Consider the following 15,642-nt stretch of genomic DNA (forward strand, 5'->3'; position numbering starts at 1 on the left):
CAGTTGTTTTCAGAAAAAATGAAAAGGAAAAACAATGACAAATAAGAAAAAATCTAAGTGGCAAGTCCTTGCCCTAATAGGCTTGTCAAGTGTTACCCTCTCAGCATGTTCTAGCTGGATAGATCGTGGTGAATCTATCACTGCGGTGGGGTCAACAGCATTACAACCACTCGTTGAAGCAGCGGCAGATGAATTTGGTTCAACTCATATTGGAAAATCTGTAAATGTCCAAGGTGGTGGTTCTGGTACTGGACTTTCCCAAGTTCAATCAGGTGCGGTTGATATTGGTAACTCGGATGTGTTTGCTGAGGAGAAGGACGGAATTGACGCGTCAGCCCTTGTTGATCACCAAGTAGCAGTAGCTGGTTTGGCTGTTATCGTTAATAAAAAAGTCACTGTTGATAATTTGACGACAGAGCAACTGCGTCAGATTTTTACTGGCGAAATTTCCAACTGGAAAGAAGTGGGTGGAGATGATTTGGAAATCACCATCATCAACCGTGCAGCCTCGTCAGGTTCTCGCGCAACTTTTGATGACGTCATTATGGGTGGTCAATCAGCCAAGCAGAGTCAGGAACAAGATTCCAATGGTATGGTTAAATCGATTGTAGCGCAGACGCCTGGAGCAATTTCTTACCTAGCTTTTGCTTATATGGATGACTCTGCCAGCACCTTAAAATTAAATGGCTTTGCCCCAACACCTGAAAATGTGTCAACCAATGATTGGCCAATTTGGTCCTATGAACACATGTACACCAATGGTGATGCGACTAATCTGACCAAAGAATTTTTGGATTACATGGTTTCAAATGAGGTTCAAGAAGGTATTGTTGAAAGTATGGGCTATATTTCTATCAATGATATGAAAGTTACCAAATCAGCAGATGGTGTTGTTACGGAGAAGGAGGACTGATATGAAAAATGAAGAATTAGCCAAAAAACTCTTGTCGCCTTCAAAAAATTCACGATTAGAAAAATTTGGTCGAACCATCACCTTCATGTGCTTGGCTCTGATTGTTTTCATCGTTGCTATGATATTGATTTTTGTAGCACAAAAAGGGTTGTCAACATTCTTCGTTGACGGGGTGAGTTTGTCAACCTTCCTTTTTAGTGGTACTTGGAATCCAAGCCAAGATGAATTTGGAGCTCTGCCTATGATTATGGGTTCATTCATCGTTACCATTTTGTCAGCCTTGATTGCAACACCATTTGCCATTGGAGCGGCCGTTTTCATGACTGAAATTTCGCCAAAATATGGTGCCAAAATCCTGCAACCAGCTGTTGAACTTTTGGTAGGTATTCCATCGGTTGTTTATGGTTTTATCGGTCTTCAAGTGGTTGTACCTTTTGTACGTTCACTCTTTGGTGGTACTGGTTTTGGTATCCTGTCAGGGGTTTTTGTTCTCTTTGTTATGATTTTACCGACAGTAACCTTTATGACAACAGACACCCTTCGCGCGGTGCCTCGTCACTATCGTGAAGCCAGTCTTGCTATGGGAGCCACTAGATGGCAAACTATCTGGCGTGTGACCTTAAATGCTGCTCGTCCAGGTATCTTTACTGCCGTCATCTTCGGAATGGCACGTGCCTTTGGTGAAGCTCTGGCTATTCAAATGGTGGTAGGTAACTCAGCTGTTATTCCAACGTCGCTAACAACACCAGCCGCGACTCTTACCTCTGTCCTTACCATGGGAATCGGTAATACAGTCATGGGAACTGTTCAAAATAATGTTCTTTGGTCACTGGCTTTGGTCTTGCTCCTCATGAGCCTTGCCTTTAATATGTTAGTTAAATTTATTACGAGAGAGAGAAAGAGAAATTATGCACGCTAAAAAAATGGATAAATTAGCGACAGGTGTTCTTTATGCCATTGCTGGTATCATCGTCACCATTCTGGCGTCGCTCATTCTTTACATCTTGCTCCGCGGTGTTCCTCATATCTCATGGGACTTCCTGACTGGCAAGTCATCATCTTATAAGGCTGGTGGTGGTATAGGGATTCAGCTTTACAATTCTTTCTTCCTATTGGTTATCACACTGATTATTTCAGTGCCATTGTCTATGGGAGCTGGGATTTATCTTGCTGAGTACGCTAAAAAGGGACGCTTGACAAATTTCATTCGTACTTGTATTGAGATTTTGTCGTCACTTCCATCAGTGGTTGTCGGTCTCTTTGGTTACTTAATCTTTGTTGTACAGTTTGAGTATGGTTTCTCCATCATCTCAGGTGCCCTTGCCCTTACGGTCTTTAATCTTCCCCAGATGACTCGTACGGTGGAAGATAGCTTGCGTACGGTCCATCACACGCAACGTGAAGCTGGTCTAGCTCTTGGTATTTCACGCTGGGAAACTGTTGCTCACGTTGTAATTCCCGAAGCTTTACCAGGTATCGTTACAGGTATTGTACTTGCTTCTGGGCGCATTTTTGGTGAGGCAGCAGCCCTGATATACACAGCAGGTCAGTCAGCGCCAGCTATGGACTGGAGCAACTGGAATCCGCTTAGTGTATCAAGTCCAATTTCACCATTTCGCCAAGCAGAAACACTAGCTGTTCATATCTGGAAAGTCAATTCAGAAGGAACCATTCCTGATGGAACACTTGTATCGGCGGGTTCAGCTGCAGTGCTCTTGATTTTCATCTTGATTTTCAACCTGGCTGCACGTCGTCTTGGAAAATTCCTCCATGCAAAATTGACCTCTGCTGAATAAAAGGAGATTACATGACAGAATACAATTGGGATGAACGCCATATCATGACCTTCCCAGAAGAAAAGACTATCCTTGCGACCAAAGACCTTCACGTTTATTATGGTCAAAAGGAAGCTATCAAGGGAATTGATATGCAGTTCGAGAAAAATAAAATTACGGCTCTTATCGGCCCATCAGGGTGTGGAAAATCAACTTTTCTCCGAAGCCTTAATCGTATGAATGACACTATAGATATCGCAAAGGTAACAGGCGAAATTATGTATCAAGGGATTGACGTAAACGCGCCGGAAATCAATGTTTATGAGATGCGTAAGCACATCGGTATGGTTTTCCAACGTCCAAATCCTTTTGCAAAATCTATCTACAATAACATCACCTTTGCTCATGAACGTGCTGGTCTACGCGATAAGAAAGTCCTTGATGAAATCGTTGAAACTTCTTTAAAACAAGCTGCGCTTTGGGATCAAGTTAAAGATAAATTACATAAGTCTGCTTTCACACTCTCAGGTGGTCAGCAGCAGAAGCTCTGTATTGCTCGAGCAATTGCGGTTAAACCGGATATTTTGCTCATGGATGAACCAGCGTCTAACCTTGATCCGATTGCAACAATGCAGCTAGAGGAGACTATGTTTGATCTTAAAGAGAATTACTCTATCATTATCGTGACTCACAACATGCAGCAGGCTGCTCGTGCTAGTGATTACACCGCTTTCTTCTATCTGGGAGATTTGATTGAGTATGATAAAACTAAAAACATCTTCCAGAATGCGACTCTCAAATCGACCAACGACTATGTTACAGGACACTTTGGATAGGAGAAAATGATGACAGAACCTATATTACAAGTGAAAGACCTTTCAGTTTATTATAATAAAAAGAAAACCCTGAAGAGTGTTACCATGGATTTTTATCCAAATGAAATTACCGCTCTGATTGGACCGTCTGGATCAGGAAAGTCAACACTCCTTCGTGCCATCAATCGCATGGGCGATCTTAACCCTGAGTGGACTTTAACTGGCTCAATCATCTATAATGGTCACAACATTTATAGCCCGCGTACCGATGCAGTTGAGCTTCGTAAGGAAATCGGCATGGTTTTCCAACAACCTAATCCCTTTCCTATGTCAATCTACGAAAATGTAGTTTACGGTCTTCGTCTAAAGGGGGTTAAGGATAGAGCGGTGCTGGATGAAGCAGTTGAGAAATCACTGATTGGATCCTCTATCTGGGATGAGGTCAAGGATAGACTTCATGATTCAGCCCTAGGACTTTCAGGCGGACAGCAGCAACGCGTCTGTATTGCTCGCGTGCTAGCGAATAGTCCTAAGATACTTCTGATGGACGAACCAACATCTGCACTTGATCCAATCTCTGCCGGAAAAATTGAGGACACTCTCTACGAGCTGAAGAAAAACTATACTTTGCTTCTTGTGACGCGTTCAATGCAGCAAGCTTCTCGTATCTCAGATCGAACAGGTTTCTTCTTAGATGGTAGCTTGATTGAATATAACAAGACTAAAGAAATGTTCCTTAGTCCAGCAAATAAAGAAACTGAAGACTACATTACCGGTAAATTCGGTTAAACTTTTACAGTTTATGAAAGGAAAACTAAATGCTACGTGCACAATTTGAAGAAGAATTATCAAAGCTTCACAATCAATTTTATGCGATGGGAACGGAAGTCTTGGCGCAAATCCACAATGCTGTTCGTGCCTTTGTGACTCACGATCGTGACATGGCTAAAGAAGTGATTGAAAGCGATGTTGTGGTCAATGAATTCGAGACCAAGCTAGAGAAAAAATCTTTGGAGATGATTGCTCTGCAACAACCCGTTTCAACTGACCTTCGAAACGTTATCATGGTTCTCAAAGCTTCAAGTGATGTGGAGCGCATGGGAGACCATGCTACTGCTATTGCTAAAGCAACTATTCGCATGAAAGGCGAAGAACGTTTGCCAACTGTTGAAGAAGAAATTCGTCAGATGGGGAAAGTTGTAAGACATATGGTTGAGGACGCTCTTGAAGTGTATATGTCTGGTGACGATGAAAAAGCTTACGAAGTCGCAGCCTCAGATGAAATCATTGATGAGATGTTCAAGAAAATTCAAGCGATGGCAGTTGATGGTATTCGTGAAAATCCCGATACTGTTTTTGCAGGTAAGGAATACTTCCAAGTCATCATGTATTTGGAACGTATTGGTGATTACGCTAAAAATATCTGTGAGTGGGTCGTGTACCTCAAGACAGGTAAAATTGTTGAACTCTAAAAAATGTGATATAATGAGTGGGTTAAACCTGCTCATTTTTTGTGACAAAATAGAGTAGTTACTATTCAAAAATGAAAGGAGTGTTCAATGAGCTGGCCTCGTTGAACATGGGAGAAAAATAGTTTACCCTCCCTTATATATATTATGTCAGTAGAACATTTAATTACTAAGTTTATTCCAGAAAATTATAATCTTTTTTTGGATATTGACCGCCCAAGTAAGACTTTCAATGGTAATGTTGCCATTGCAGGTGAAGCTTTAGAGAACCACATATCATTGCATCAGAAGGATTTAACCATCACTGCAGTCTTGCTTGATAATGAAAAGTTGAATTTTCAAATGGATGATGAAAATGAAGCGGTGCATATTGACCTACCAGAGACTGGCAGTTTGACCCTTGTTCTTGAGTTTTCAGGAGTGATTACGGATAACATGTCAGGTATTTACCCTTCCTACTATATTGTTGATGGGGTGAAAAAAGAGATTATCTCAACACAGTTTGAAAGTCACTTTGCTCGTCAAGCCTTTCCATGTATTGATGAGCCAGAAGCCAAAGCAACATTTGATTTTTCATTGAAATTTGACCAAGAAGATGGAGACCTTGCTCTGTCTAATATGCCCGAAATCAATGCTGATCGCCGTCAGGAAACAGGTGTTTGGACTTTTGCTACAACACCTCGCATGTCATCTTATCTTTTAGCCTTTGCATTTGGTCAGTTGCAGGGAAAAACAGCCTACACAAAAAATGGAACTCTGGTTGGGTCCTATGCGACTGTTGCTCATAAACCTAGCGAACTTGACTTTTCTTTGGATATTGCGGTTCGTGTGATTGAATTCTACGAAGATTATTTCGGTGTGCATTACCCGATTCCACAATCTCTCCATGTTGCTCTGCCTGATTTCTCAGCGGGAGCTATGGAAAACTGGGGACTGGTGACTTACCGCGAAGTCTATCTGCTTGTTGATGATAATTCAACAGTCTCAAGCCGTCAGCAAGTAGCTCTTGTTATTGCTCACGAAGTGGCTCACCAATGGTTTGGTAACCTTGTTACAATGCAGTGGTGGGATGACCTCTGGCTCAATGAATCCTTTGCCAACATGATGGAATATGTGGCAGTTGACGCAATAGAACCAAATTGGAATATTTTTGAAGATTTCCAAACCTCAGGTGTTCAAGCAGCTCTCAAACGTGACGCTACAGACGGTGTTCAGTCAGTTCATGTTGAAGTCAATCACCCTGATGAGATAAACACGCTATTTGATGCAGCCATCGTTTATGCTAAGGGAAGTCGTCTCATGCACATGCTCCGTCGCTGGTTGGGTGATGAGGCTTTCCGAGCAGGGCTTAAAATCTATTTTGAGCGTCATCAGTATGGCAATACCGTCGGTCGAGACCTTTGGAGTGCTCTTTCAGAGGCGTCCGGGCGCAACGTTGCTGCTTTTATGGATTCATGGTTGGAGCAGCCCGGCTATCCACTTGTGACCGTAAAAGTTGAAAATGATACGTTGACGATTTCACAAAAACAGTTCTTTATTGGTGAAAATGAACCTAAGAACCGCCTCTGGCAGGTACCACTCAACAGTAATTGGATTGGTTTGCCAGACACCTTGACAGAAGAAAGCATTAGCATCCCGAACTATAGCGCTCTTGTCGCCCAAAATGATGGTGCTCTACGCTTGAACACAGACAACACTGCACACTACCTAACTCAGTATGAGGGAGAGCTTTTTGACGCAATCATGGCAGATTGGGAAAATCTTGATAAGATTGCCAAGTTGCAAGTGATTCAGGAGCGTCGTCTCTTGGCAGAAGCTGGAGAGCTTTCGTACAGCAGTTTAGTTAGCCTAGTGGCGAATTTGACTGAAGAAACTGATTATACAGTCCTCGATGCTGTTGCTTTTGTATTAACGGGTCTCAAACGCTTCGTTGATGAAGAGAGTGCTGAAGAAGCGGCTTTGAAGAGGATTACTGCAAACGTTTTTGGCAAGAACTATGCCCGTCTTGGTTTTGAAAAGGCCGAAGGTGAGTCCGACGAAGATGAATTTATTCGACAATACGCGATTTCAAGTATGCTTTATGCTGAAAATGCTGACGCTATTGAAAAAGCAAAAGCTATTTTCGATGATTACAAAGATGATATCGAGAAGATTCCAGCTGCAATTCGTGCTGAGGTTCTGACGAACCAAGTCAAGCAAGCTGAAACGTCTGAATTAACAAAGCTTTTGATGGATACCTATGTGTCAACGACTGATGCCAGCTTCAAACGTCAGTTGGTGGCTGCTCTTGCTGAAACGAAATCAACTGATATGCTTGAAACTATTGTGGCGGCTTTCGAAAATAAAGATATTATTAAACCACAAGACTTATCTGCTTGGTATATGAATTTCCTACGCAAGCCTTTTGCCCAAGAAAGAGTTTGGGAGTGGGCACGTAAAGACTGGGAGTGGATTAAAAATGCTTTAGGTGGTGATATGAGCTTTGACGCTTTTGTCATCATTCCAGCAGCTATCTTCAAAACAGAAGAACGATTTAAAGAATATAAAGCATTCTTTGAGCCACAACTGACAGACATGGCGCTCAGTCGCAACATCTCAATGGGAATCAAAGACATTGCTGCCCGTATTAATCTGTTGACAGACAATAAAGCAGCTGTAGTAGCAGAATTGTTGAAATATTAAATTGAAGACTAGTTTTTACTAGTCTTTTTGATTACTTTAAGGAAAGTGGCGTATATTAATTTTAGAGAATTTTTTTAACGGTTTGCTACTGGGAAATATCCGAGTGTGTTATAATAGTTTTCAAGAAAGAGGTTACCCTATGATAAAAATTTTACTTGTAGAAGATGATTTGAGTTTGTCAAATTCGGTTTTTGATTTCTTAGATGATGGTTTTGCAGATGTCATGCAGGTTTTTGATGGGGAAGAAGGGATTTATGAAGCTGAATCCGGAATCTATGACCTGATTCTCTTGGATCTCATGTTGCCGGAAAAAGATGGATTCCAAGTTCTGAAAGAGCTACGTGATAAAGGGATTTCTACGCCAGTGCTAATCATGACTGCTAAGGAAAGTTTGGATGATAAAGGTCACGGATTTGAGCTGGGAGCAGACGATTATTTGACAAAACCATTCTATCTGGAAGAATTGAAGATGCGCATCCAAGCACTGCTCAAACGTTCTGGAAAGCTGACAGACAACAATCTCACTTACGGAGATGTCGTCGTTGACTTAACTACCAATGTGACAAAGGTTGATGGAGTCGAAGTTGAATTGCTTGGTAAAGAATTTGAACTTTTGGTTTATTTTTTACAAAACCAGAATGTGATTTTGCCTAAGACACAGATTTTTGACCGCCTCTGGGGTTTTGATAGTGACACGACAATCTCTGTAGTTGAGGTATACGTTTCAAAAATTCGTAAAAAATTGAGGGGCTCTGCTTTTGGAGACAATCTTCAAACCTTGCGAAGCGTGGGGTACATTCTAAAAAATGGTTAAAAAGTTCAAACTGTGGCGAAAAGACAAGGAAAATCCCAAAACTTTTTTCAGATTTTTCTCTGTTTTTACAGGGATTTTCTTTGTGATGACTGTCATTATCCTCCAGGTAATTCGAACGGGGATTTATTCTTCGGTTGACAGTAGTCTGGAAAGTGCGGTTGATTCGGTTAATAGTTATGTCAATATGGCAATGTCTCGTAGCCTCTACTTTGAGAATAATGAGACCGGAGTTGTTATCGAATCAGTTCCTAACAAAGAAAAACCTAATGATAAGTTAATGAATGTGGATGCTCTCTTTTTTGATGAGAATGGAAATCTTTTCAATACTGCGGATGCTTTTTCACAATTTTCTAATGTTGGTTTGAACACTAAGCACTTAGGTAAAATTATCGAAGGGAGTACTGAAACAAAGTTTGGGCAGGTTGAAAAATACCATGCTGTGACCGTTGAAGTGACTAATTCAAACTATCCTCAGGTCAAATACGCAACTTTTTTGGTGAGTGTCAAACAAATTGAGGAGTCCACGCAACGTTCATGCACCATAATCATCACTGTTATGATTATATTTTGGTTTATCTCAATCGGCGCAAGTGTCTATTTAGCTCACTGGTCTCGCAAGCCTATTGTTGAAAATTATGAAAAACAAAAGAGTTTTGTCGAAAATGCCAGTCACGAATTGCGGACACCTCTTGCTGTTTTACAAAATCGGTTAGAATCTCTTTTCAGGAAACCTGAGTCAACCGTTATGGAGAATAGCGAAAATATTGCTTCAAGTCTAGAAGAAGTTCGCAATATGCGGATTTTGACGACCAATCTTCTCAATTTGGCGCGTCGAGATGATGGGCTATATTTAGAAATGACGGACATCAATCCAGAATTTTTTTCTGATATTTTTAGCAATTATCAGATGATAGCGGATGAAGCGAACAAGGGTTTTGTCGGAAAAAATTTGGTAAATCGACGAATCAGGTCTGATAAAACATTGCTTAAGCAGTTGATGACCATTCTTTTTGACAACGCGGTCAAGTACACAGGCGATGACGGAAAGATTGATTTTGAAGTTAGAACGACGGAAAGACACCTTTTTATCCGTGTGGCTGACAATGGCTTTGGTATTAATGATGAGAATAAAAAGAAAGTTTTTGACCGTTTTTATCGGGTTGATAAGGCCAGAACGCGACAAAAAGGAGGTTTTGGTCTCGGACTTTCGTTAGCCAAACAAATTATTGATTCACTTGGAGGACAGATTACCATCAAAGATAACAAGCCTCAAGGAACAATTTTTGAAGTTAGACTATAAAAAGGCAACGCACTAAATAAGCGTTGCCTTTTTGACTGAATTTAGCCTCTTACTGACCTAGAGGATGAAAGTTTTACTTGATGACTGAAGTTTAAATCAATAACGTAATCTGCCTCTACCAGCCTTTCCTCAAACAGATATCTAGGATAAACACTGTTTCAGCAGATTTTTGAGAGTGTTGAGAATCTTTTTAGATAAGATGGTTTCCTTGAGATACTGATACTAGTCATCAAGGGATTAAAAAACGACCACAAGGGGTCGTGCGAATTAGCCAAGTTTAGCTGCAAGACGAGCTTTATCACGGCTAGCTTTGTTTTTATGAATCAAACCTTTAGTTTCGGCTTTGTCAATGCTTGAAGAAGCAGCACGGAAAAGCTCTTCAGTTGGGTTTGCTTCGAATGCCTTGATAGCAGTACGCATAGCTGATTTTTGAGCTGAGTTTTTAGCGTTTTCTTGAACGTTTTTCTCAGCGCGTTTGATAGCTGATTTAATGTTTGCCAATGTTCTTACCTCCATTTTTACTAACTTCCTTATTATATAGAAAAAGCAGTCATTTGGCAAGCTAAAATTACTTTTTCAGGTAAATTTCATCAATTTTATGATTCTTAGACTTATGTAAAATAAGCTCTGCACGATTTCTAGTTGGCTCGATATATTTTTCAAGATTGACTAGATTGATGGTTTTCCAAATATTTTTAGAAAAAGCTAGCGCTTCTTTAGCTGACCATTTGGTAAACTTGTGGTAATAGTTGCTAGTATCTTTCTCTGCCAAAGCCAGCAGAGCTTGAAAACGTTCCAAGTACCAATTTTCGATGTATTTACTGTCTGCATCAATATAGATAGAAAAATCAAAATAATCGCTCATGTAGAGACGTTCATTTTGCGGATTCTGAAAAACATTAATCCCTTCGACAATCAAAAAGTCAGGCGCAGACAAGGTCTGTAACTTATCTGGAACGATATCATAAATCTCATGAGAATAGACAGGAATAGAAGCGTCAGCTCCATTTTTCATAGCATCCAAGAAATTAATGAGAAGTTCCATATTATAGCTCTCTGGAAAGCCTTTTTTATCTAAAATATTGCGTGCAATGAGTGTTGCATTTGGATAGAGAAAACCATCAGTCGTGACCAACTCAACACGACTGTCCTTATAGGTACGAGTCAGAAGTAACTGCAAGAGGCGACTAGTTGTTGATTTTCCAACAGCAACTGAACCCGAGATACCGATGATAAAGGGACGTTTTCCCACATATTTTTGCAGGAAAATCCCTTTTGAAAAGGCCAGATTTTCTTGATTGTGTTTGTAAATTTGGATAAGGCTAATCAGTGGAAGATAAACATCAATCACATCTTGAATGTTGATTTTATCGTTTAAAGATTTGATGCTCTCTAGTTCTTCTTCCGTTAAAAGCGGAGCAGTAGTTTGATGGAGTTCCTGCCATCGGCTTCGAGAAATTTTTTCAAAATTAATAAATTCATTTGTCATAGTGATATTATAGCATTTTTCACGTTTAATCCGAGCTTTAACTATGTATTTTCGATAAAAATCGAACAACTTTTATAGATCAAAGAAGAACATCGTAAATGACAGGATAAATGTTCGGAAATTGCTAAAACAGAATAAATTTGGGAAGATTGCAACCGTTTACTGGGTGTGATATAATTAGAATCCGGGCTGAAAAGAAACTGAAGTAAGAGTTTCTATTGCCCTGTTTGAATGGAGAAGATATGGCTAATATGTACTATACAGAAAATCCAGATAGCGCTCACGACTTGCATGAACTGAGAGTGACGCTTTTAGGTGAGTCCTTTTCATTTATGACTGACTCAGGAGTATTTTCAAAAAAAATGATTGATTATGGAAGCCAGTTTCTTCTTAACTGCTTAGCATTTGAGTACGGTGATAGCCTTTTAGATGTTGGTTGTGGCTATGGACCTCTAGGAATTGCTCTTAGCAAGGTTCAAGGCGTTTCAGCGACGATGGTGGATATCAATAATCGTGCTTTAGATTTGGCAAAACAAAATGCAGCTAAGAATGGTGTTGCGCCAGCTATTTTTCAATCAAATCTTTATGAAAATGTGGAGGGGGCTTTTAATCACATCATCTCAAATCCTCCTATTCGTGCTGGTAAGGCGGTGGTTCATGAAGTTCTACAAGGAGCTTATGAGCACTTGGTAGATGGCGGTGACTTAACCATCGTTATCCAGAAAAAGCAAGGCGCACCCTCTGCAAAAGCCAAGATGGAGGATGTTTTTGGAAACTGTGAGGTTGTCAAAAAGGACAAAGGTTACTATATCCTTAGAAGCATAAAAGAAGGAAATTAAAGACACCTAAGAAATATGATAGGTATGTTTTGAAGAAAGGAGCTGTTGATAAATGATGAGAACTGTCGATTTAATTCAGAAAAAAAGAGATGGCTTGGAACTCACCACTGAGGAAATCCAGTGGTTAATTGCTGAATATACGAAAGGGGTTGTTCCTGATTATCAAATGGCGGCTTTTGCGATGGCGGTTTATTTCCGTGGCATGAGCATGAGAGAAACTCGGGATTTAACCATGAGTATGGTTGCTTCTGGTGAGCAAATTGATCTGTCTGCAATTCCGGGAATTAAGACAGACAAGCACTCCACGGGTGGTGTTGGCGATAAGGTTACTTTGATTTTAGCACCGCTAGTAGCTTCTTTTGGTGTGCCAGTGGCTAAGATGAGTGGTCGTGGCTTGGGTCACACAGGTGGTACTCTTGATAAATTAGAATCAATCAAAGGATATCAAATCGAGCGTACTCAAGAAGAATTTATCAAGCAAGTACAAGATATTGGTCTGGCGGTCATCGGCCAGTCTGATAACATGGTCAAGGCTGATAAACTTCTCTACGCTCTGCGTGATGTGACTGCAACCGTAGATATTATTCCTTTAATCGCTAGCTCTGTCATGTCTAAGAAAATCGCAGCAGGTGCAGACAGCATCTTGTTAGATGTCACGGTAGGTGATGGTGCCTTCATGAAAACTCTCGAAGATGCGGAAAAATTGTCTGAGACCATGGTTGCACTTGGCAGTGAAGTAGGTCGTAAAACCATTGCAGTCATTACAAACATGAGTCAACCAGTTGGACGGGCAATAGGAAATCGTTTAGAAGTTCTTGAAGCGATTGAAATCATGCAAGGCAAGGGTCGCAAGGATGTCACCCATTTTATCTGCGAATTAGCCCAAATCATGCTGAAACTAGCAGGTCTTGATAAGTCTTTGGATGAAATTCACGACGCCTTGGTTAATGGCAGAGCTCTACAAAAATTTGAAGACATGGTTGTAGCACAAGGTGGTGATTTAGAGGATCTGTATCGTCCATCCAGCGCAGCTTTTATCACAGAAGTGAAGGCCGAAAAAGAAGGCTATATCACGGCTTTGCCAGCCCTGGAATTTGGACTTTTCGCTATGAGACTGGGAGCAGGTCGAGCTGTAAAAACCGACTCTTTAGATTATGAAACAGGAATAGTGTTCGATAAAAAGGTCGGAGATGCTGTGAAAATCGGTGAAACGATTGGAAAAATTTACACAAACGAAATTTTGTGTGATGAAATGCTTACAGAATTTCAAAAAAATGTTAAAATAGATGATGAACGGGTTGAGTCACAAGAAATTCTAAAAATTATTAGTTAGTTACGAGGAAACATAATGTCTATTAACAAATATATTGACCATACTCTATTAAAACCAGAAAGCACTCAAGAACAAATTGATCAGTTATTGAAAGAAGCAAAAGAATACGATTTTGCTAGTGTTTGTGTCAATCCAACTTGGGTAAAATATTCAGCTCAAGCGCTTGCTGAATCAGATGTTAATGTTTGTACTGTAGTTGGTTTTCCCTTGGGGGCAACAACTTCGGCGGTAAAAGCCTTTGAGACAAGAGACGCTATTGCAAACGGTGCCGATGAGATTGATATGGTCATCAACATCGGAGCCTTGAAAACCGGCAACCTTGAACTTGTTGAAGAAGATATTCGTTCGGTGGTTGAAGCAGCGAATGGAAAACTGGTTAAAGTCATCATTGAGGCCTGCCTATTGACATACGAGGAGAAAGTAACGGCTTGCCAACTGTCAGTTAAAGCGGGAGCTGATTTTGTCAAGACATCAACTGGTTTTTCAACAGGTGGTGCGACAGTAGCGGATGTGGCTCTTATGCGTCAAACTGTTGGCCCAGATATTGGTGTCAAAGCAGCCGGTGGAGCACGCTCTCTAGCAGATGCAAAAGCTTTTATTGAAGCAGGAGCAACTCGACTTGGAACTTCATCTGGTGTTGCTATCATCAAAGGAGAGAAAGTCAATGGAGGCTACTAATCTAGTTGAGTTGGCTATTGAAGCGAGCAATCGAGCTTACGTGCCCTATTCGCATTTTCCAATCGGCGCAGCTCTTTTGACCGCAGATGGGACAGTCTATACAGGCTGTAATATTGAAAATGCTAGCTTCGGTTTAACAAACTGCGGGGAACGAACGGCTATTTTTAAAGCCGTATCAGATGGACATCTCAAATTATCTGAAATTGCTATCTATGGCCAAACATCCAAGCCTGTATCACCTTGTGGCGCATGCCGACAAGTTATGGCAGAGTTCTTTGAACCAACTGCCAAGGTGACCTTAATTGCTAAAAATGGTCAGACGGTCGAGACGACGGTCGGGGAGTTATTACCATACTCTTTTACAGATTTGACCTAATCTGTGTCTAACCTTCGGGTTACTTTATCATTTTAACTTGCAACTCTGTTGCATAAAATAATTTAGGGGGGTTCATAAACATGAACAAGAAATTTGTTGGACTTAGTCTAGCTACTGTTGCAGCACTATCTCTTGCTGCTTGTGGAAGTCGTACAGCTAAAAAAGATGCTGATTCTTCAGCGGATGCTAAAACAAGCGTAAAAGCTGCTATTGTTACCGACATCGGTGGTGTTGATGACCGTTCGTTTAACCAATCAGCTTGGGAAGGTCTTCAAGAGTGGGGTAATGCCGCTGGTCTTTCTAAAGGTAACGGTTATGACTATTTCCAATCACAAAGTGAATCAGACTATATTACGAACCTTGATTCTGCAGTTTCAGGTGGTTACAACCTAGTATTTGGTATTGGTTTTGCTTTGGAATCTGCGATTAAAGAAGTAGCTCCTAATAACACTGATACTAAATATGTTATTGTAGATAGTGTTGTCGCTGACCAAGATAACGTTGCTAGTGTTGGATTTGCGGATCACGAAGCTTCATACCTTGCAGGTGTAGCAGCAGCTAAATCAACTAAAACTAAAAAAGTTGGTTTCGTAGGCGGTATGGAAGGTGAAGTTATTGACCGTTTTGAAGCAGGTTTCGTAGCAGGTGTTAAATCTGTTGATAAATCAATCAAGATTGATGTTCAATACGCAGGTTCATTTGGAGACGCAGCCAAAGGTCAAACAATCGCTGCAGCACAATATGCAGCGGGTGCAGATGTCATCTTCCACGCATCAGGTGGTACAGGTAACGGTGTCTTTGCAGCAGCAAAAGCTGAAAACGAAACTCGTAAAGAAGCTGACAAAGTTTGGGTAATCGGTGTTGACCGTGACCAATCAGCAGAGGGTGCGTACACTTCAAAAGACGGTAAAGAGTCTAACTTTGTGTTGGCATCTACGTTGAAACAAGTTGGCGCTGCCGTTAAAGATATTGCAACTAAGGTAGCAGATGGTAAATTCCCTGGTGGCGAAATTGTCCGTTATACACTTGCTGATAAAGGTGTAGAATTGGCTGAAACTAACCTTTCAGAAGATGCTTCTAAAGCCGTAGCTGACGCTAAAAAAGCAATTCTTGATGGTAAAGTTGAAATACCAGAAAAACCTTAATTATAGTTCGAATA

At 40.7% G+C, this 15,642-nt stretch carries 16 protein-coding genes; 14 read left to right on the forward strand and 2 right to left on the reverse strand.

Translation table 11 applies throughout. The features are described from left to right. Nucleotides 1-34 precede the first annotated feature (34 nt). The 9 genes from G576_RS0100925 (at nt 35) to G576_RS0100965 (ending at nt 9,768) form a co-directional block, all read left to right on the forward strand. Nucleotides 35-913 (forward strand): phosphate ABC transporter substrate-binding protein PstS family protein, encoded by an 879-nt coding sequence (locus tag G576_RS0100925; RefSeq protein WP_027972954.1) that lies wholly within the window; start codon nt 35-37, stop codon nt 911-913. Nucleotide 914: 1 nt separating this feature from the next. Next, complete coding sequence (gene pstC / locus G576_RS0100930; protein ID WP_027972955.1) at nt 915-1,832, forward strand: phosphate ABC transporter permease subunit PstC; 918 nt, start codon at nt 915-917, stop codon at nt 1,830-1,832. Continuing rightward, nucleotides 1,822-2,709 carry a phosphate ABC transporter permease PstA gene (gene pstA, locus G576_RS0100935; protein ID WP_027972956.1) on the forward strand — a complete coding sequence of 296 codons (888 nt, stop codon included), beginning with the start codon at nt 1,822-1,824 and terminating at the stop codon, nt 2,707-2,709. The genes pstC and pstA overlap by 11 nt, the downstream gene beginning before the upstream one ends. Before the next feature lie 11 nt (nt 2,710-2,720). Beyond that, complete coding sequence (pstB, locus tag G576_RS0100940; protein WP_027972957.1) at nt 2,721-3,524, forward strand: phosphate ABC transporter ATP-binding protein PstB; 804 nt, start codon at nt 2,721-2,723, stop codon at nt 3,522-3,524. Nucleotides 3,525-3,533: 9 nt separating this feature from the next. Next, nucleotides 3,534-4,292 (forward strand): phosphate ABC transporter ATP-binding protein PstB, encoded by a 759-nt coding sequence (gene pstB / locus G576_RS0100945; RefSeq protein WP_027972958.1) that lies wholly within the window; start codon nt 3,534-3,536, stop codon nt 4,290-4,292. A gap of 29 nt (nt 4,293-4,321) precedes the next feature. Further along, entirely contained in the window at nt 4,322-4,975 is a 654-nt protein-coding gene (phoU, locus tag G576_RS0100950) for a phosphate signaling complex protein PhoU (RefSeq protein ID WP_027972959.1), read from the forward strand. A 141-nt stretch (nt 4,976-5,116) separates the two neighbouring features. Then, nucleotides 5,117-7,654: a M1 family metallopeptidase gene (locus G576_RS0100955; protein ID WP_027972960.1), complete on the forward strand. Its 2,538-nt coding sequence runs from the start codon at nt 5,117-5,119 to the stop codon at nt 7,652-7,654. A 139-nt stretch (nt 7,655-7,793) separates the two neighbouring features. Then, nucleotides 7,794-8,468, forward strand: a complete 675-nt coding sequence (locus tag G576_RS0100960) for a response regulator transcription factor (protein ID WP_027972961.1) — start codon at nt 7,794-7,796, stop codon at nt 8,466-8,468. Then, entirely contained in the window at nt 8,461-9,768 is a 1,308-nt protein-coding gene (locus G576_RS0100965) for a sensor histidine kinase (RefSeq protein WP_027972962.1), read from the forward strand. Before G576_RS0100960 ends, G576_RS0100965 begins: the two co-directional genes overlap by 8 nt. 267 nt (nt 9,769-10,035) lie before the next feature. Here G576_RS0100965 and rpsT read toward each other — a convergent pair whose 3' ends face one another. Together rpsT and coaA are read right to left on the reverse strand one after the other, a co-directional pair. Further along, nucleotides 10,036-10,284: a 30S ribosomal protein S20 gene (gene rpsT / locus G576_RS0100970; protein ID WP_027972963.1), complete on the reverse strand. Its 249-nt coding sequence runs from the start codon at nt 10,282-10,284 to the stop codon at nt 10,036-10,038. Nucleotides 10,285-10,336: 52 nt separating this feature from the next. Beyond that, on the reverse strand, nt 10,337-11,257 hold the full coding sequence (coaA, locus tag G576_RS0100975; RefSeq protein WP_027972964.1) for a type I pantothenate kinase: 921 nt from the start codon (nt 11,255-11,257) through the stop codon (nt 10,337-10,339). Nucleotides 11,258-11,499: 242 nt separating this feature from the next. Here coaA and G576_RS0100980 point away from each other — a divergent pair, with 242 nt between their 5' ends. The 5 genes from G576_RS0100980 (at nt 11,500) to G576_RS0101000 (ending at nt 15,628) form a co-directional block, all read left to right on the forward strand. Further along, on the forward strand, nt 11,500-12,096 hold the full coding sequence (locus G576_RS0100980) for a class I SAM-dependent methyltransferase (RefSeq protein WP_027972965.1): 597 nt from the start codon (nt 11,500-11,502) through the stop codon (nt 12,094-12,096). Between the two features lie 55 nt (nt 12,097-12,151). Beyond that, nucleotides 12,152-13,429: a pyrimidine-nucleoside phosphorylase gene (locus G576_RS0100985; protein ID WP_027972966.1), complete on the forward strand. Its 1,278-nt coding sequence runs from the start codon at nt 12,152-12,154 to the stop codon at nt 13,427-13,429. A gap of 15 nt (nt 13,430-13,444) precedes the next feature. Next, nucleotides 13,445-14,107 carry a deoxyribose-phosphate aldolase gene (gene deoC / locus G576_RS0100990; RefSeq protein WP_027972967.1) on the forward strand — a complete coding sequence of 221 codons (663 nt, stop codon included), beginning with the start codon at nt 13,445-13,447 and terminating at the stop codon, nt 14,105-14,107. Then, nucleotides 14,013-14,483, forward strand: a complete 471-nt coding sequence (locus G576_RS0100995) for a cytidine deaminase (protein WP_083959896.1) — start codon at nt 14,013-14,015, stop codon at nt 14,481-14,483. Before deoC ends, G576_RS0100995 begins: the two co-directional genes overlap by 95 nt. Nucleotides 14,484-14,563: 80 nt before the next feature. Next, on the forward strand, nt 14,564-15,628 hold the full coding sequence (locus G576_RS0101000; RefSeq protein WP_027972969.1) for a BMP family lipoprotein: 1,065 nt from the start codon (nt 14,564-14,566) through the stop codon (nt 15,626-15,628). Nucleotides 15,629-15,642 lie beyond the last annotated feature (14 nt).

This window comes from Streptococcus porci DSM 23759 (assembly GCF_000423765.1).
In the GTDB taxonomy this organism is placed as follows: domain Bacteria; phylum Bacillota; class Bacilli; order Lactobacillales; family Streptococcaceae; genus Streptococcus; species Streptococcus porci.

What these genes read in the sequence shown, in the direction of transcription:
- G576_RS0100960 (WP_027972961.1), top strand. Translation starts at nt 7,794, where the DNA reads ATGATAAAAATTTTACTTGTAGAAGATGATTTGAGTTTGTCAAATTCG.
- rpsT (WP_027972963.1), bottom strand. Translation starts at nt 10,284, where the DNA reads ATGGAGGTAAGAACATTGGCAAACATTAAATCAGCTATCAAACGCGCT.
- G576_RS0100995 (WP_083959896.1), top strand. Translation starts at nt 14,013, where the DNA reads ATGCAAAAGCTTTTATTGAAGCAGGAGCAACTCGACTTGGAACTTCAT.
- pstB (WP_027972957.1), top strand. Translation starts at nt 2,721, where the DNA reads ATGACAGAATACAATTGGGATGAACGCCATATCATGACCTTCCCAGAA.
- G576_RS0100980 (WP_027972965.1), top strand. Translation starts at nt 11,500, where the DNA reads ATGGCTAATATGTACTATACAGAAAATCCAGATAGCGCTCACGACTTG.
- G576_RS0100985 (WP_027972966.1), top strand. Translation starts at nt 12,152, where the DNA reads ATGAGAACTGTCGATTTAATTCAGAAAAAAAGAGATGGCTTGGAACTC.
- deoC (WP_027972967.1), top strand. Translation starts at nt 13,445, where the DNA reads ATGTCTATTAACAAATATATTGACCATACTCTATTAAAACCAGAAAGC.
- G576_RS0100925 (WP_027972954.1), top strand. Translation starts at nt 35, where the DNA reads ATGACAAATAAGAAAAAATCTAAGTGGCAAGTCCTTGCCCTAATAGGC.
- G576_RS0101000 (WP_027972969.1), top strand. Translation starts at nt 14,564, where the DNA reads ATGAACAAGAAATTTGTTGGACTTAGTCTAGCTACTGTTGCAGCACTA.
- pstA (WP_027972956.1), top strand. Translation starts at nt 1,822, where the DNA reads ATGCACGCTAAAAAAATGGATAAATTAGCGACAGGTGTTCTTTATGCC.
- phoU (WP_027972959.1), top strand. Translation starts at nt 4,322, where the DNA reads ATGCTACGTGCACAATTTGAAGAAGAATTATCAAAGCTTCACAATCAA.
- G576_RS0100965 (WP_027972962.1), top strand. Translation starts at nt 8,461, where the DNA reads ATGGTTAAAAAGTTCAAACTGTGGCGAAAAGACAAGGAAAATCCCAAA.
- pstB (WP_027972958.1), top strand. Translation starts at nt 3,534, where the DNA reads ATGACAGAACCTATATTACAAGTGAAAGACCTTTCAGTTTATTATAAT.
- coaA (WP_027972964.1), bottom strand. Translation starts at nt 11,257, where the DNA reads ATGACAAATGAATTTATTAATTTTGAAAAAATTTCTCGAAGCCGATGG.
- pstC (WP_027972955.1), top strand. Translation starts at nt 915, where the DNA reads ATGAAAAATGAAGAATTAGCCAAAAAACTCTTGTCGCCTTCAAAAAAT.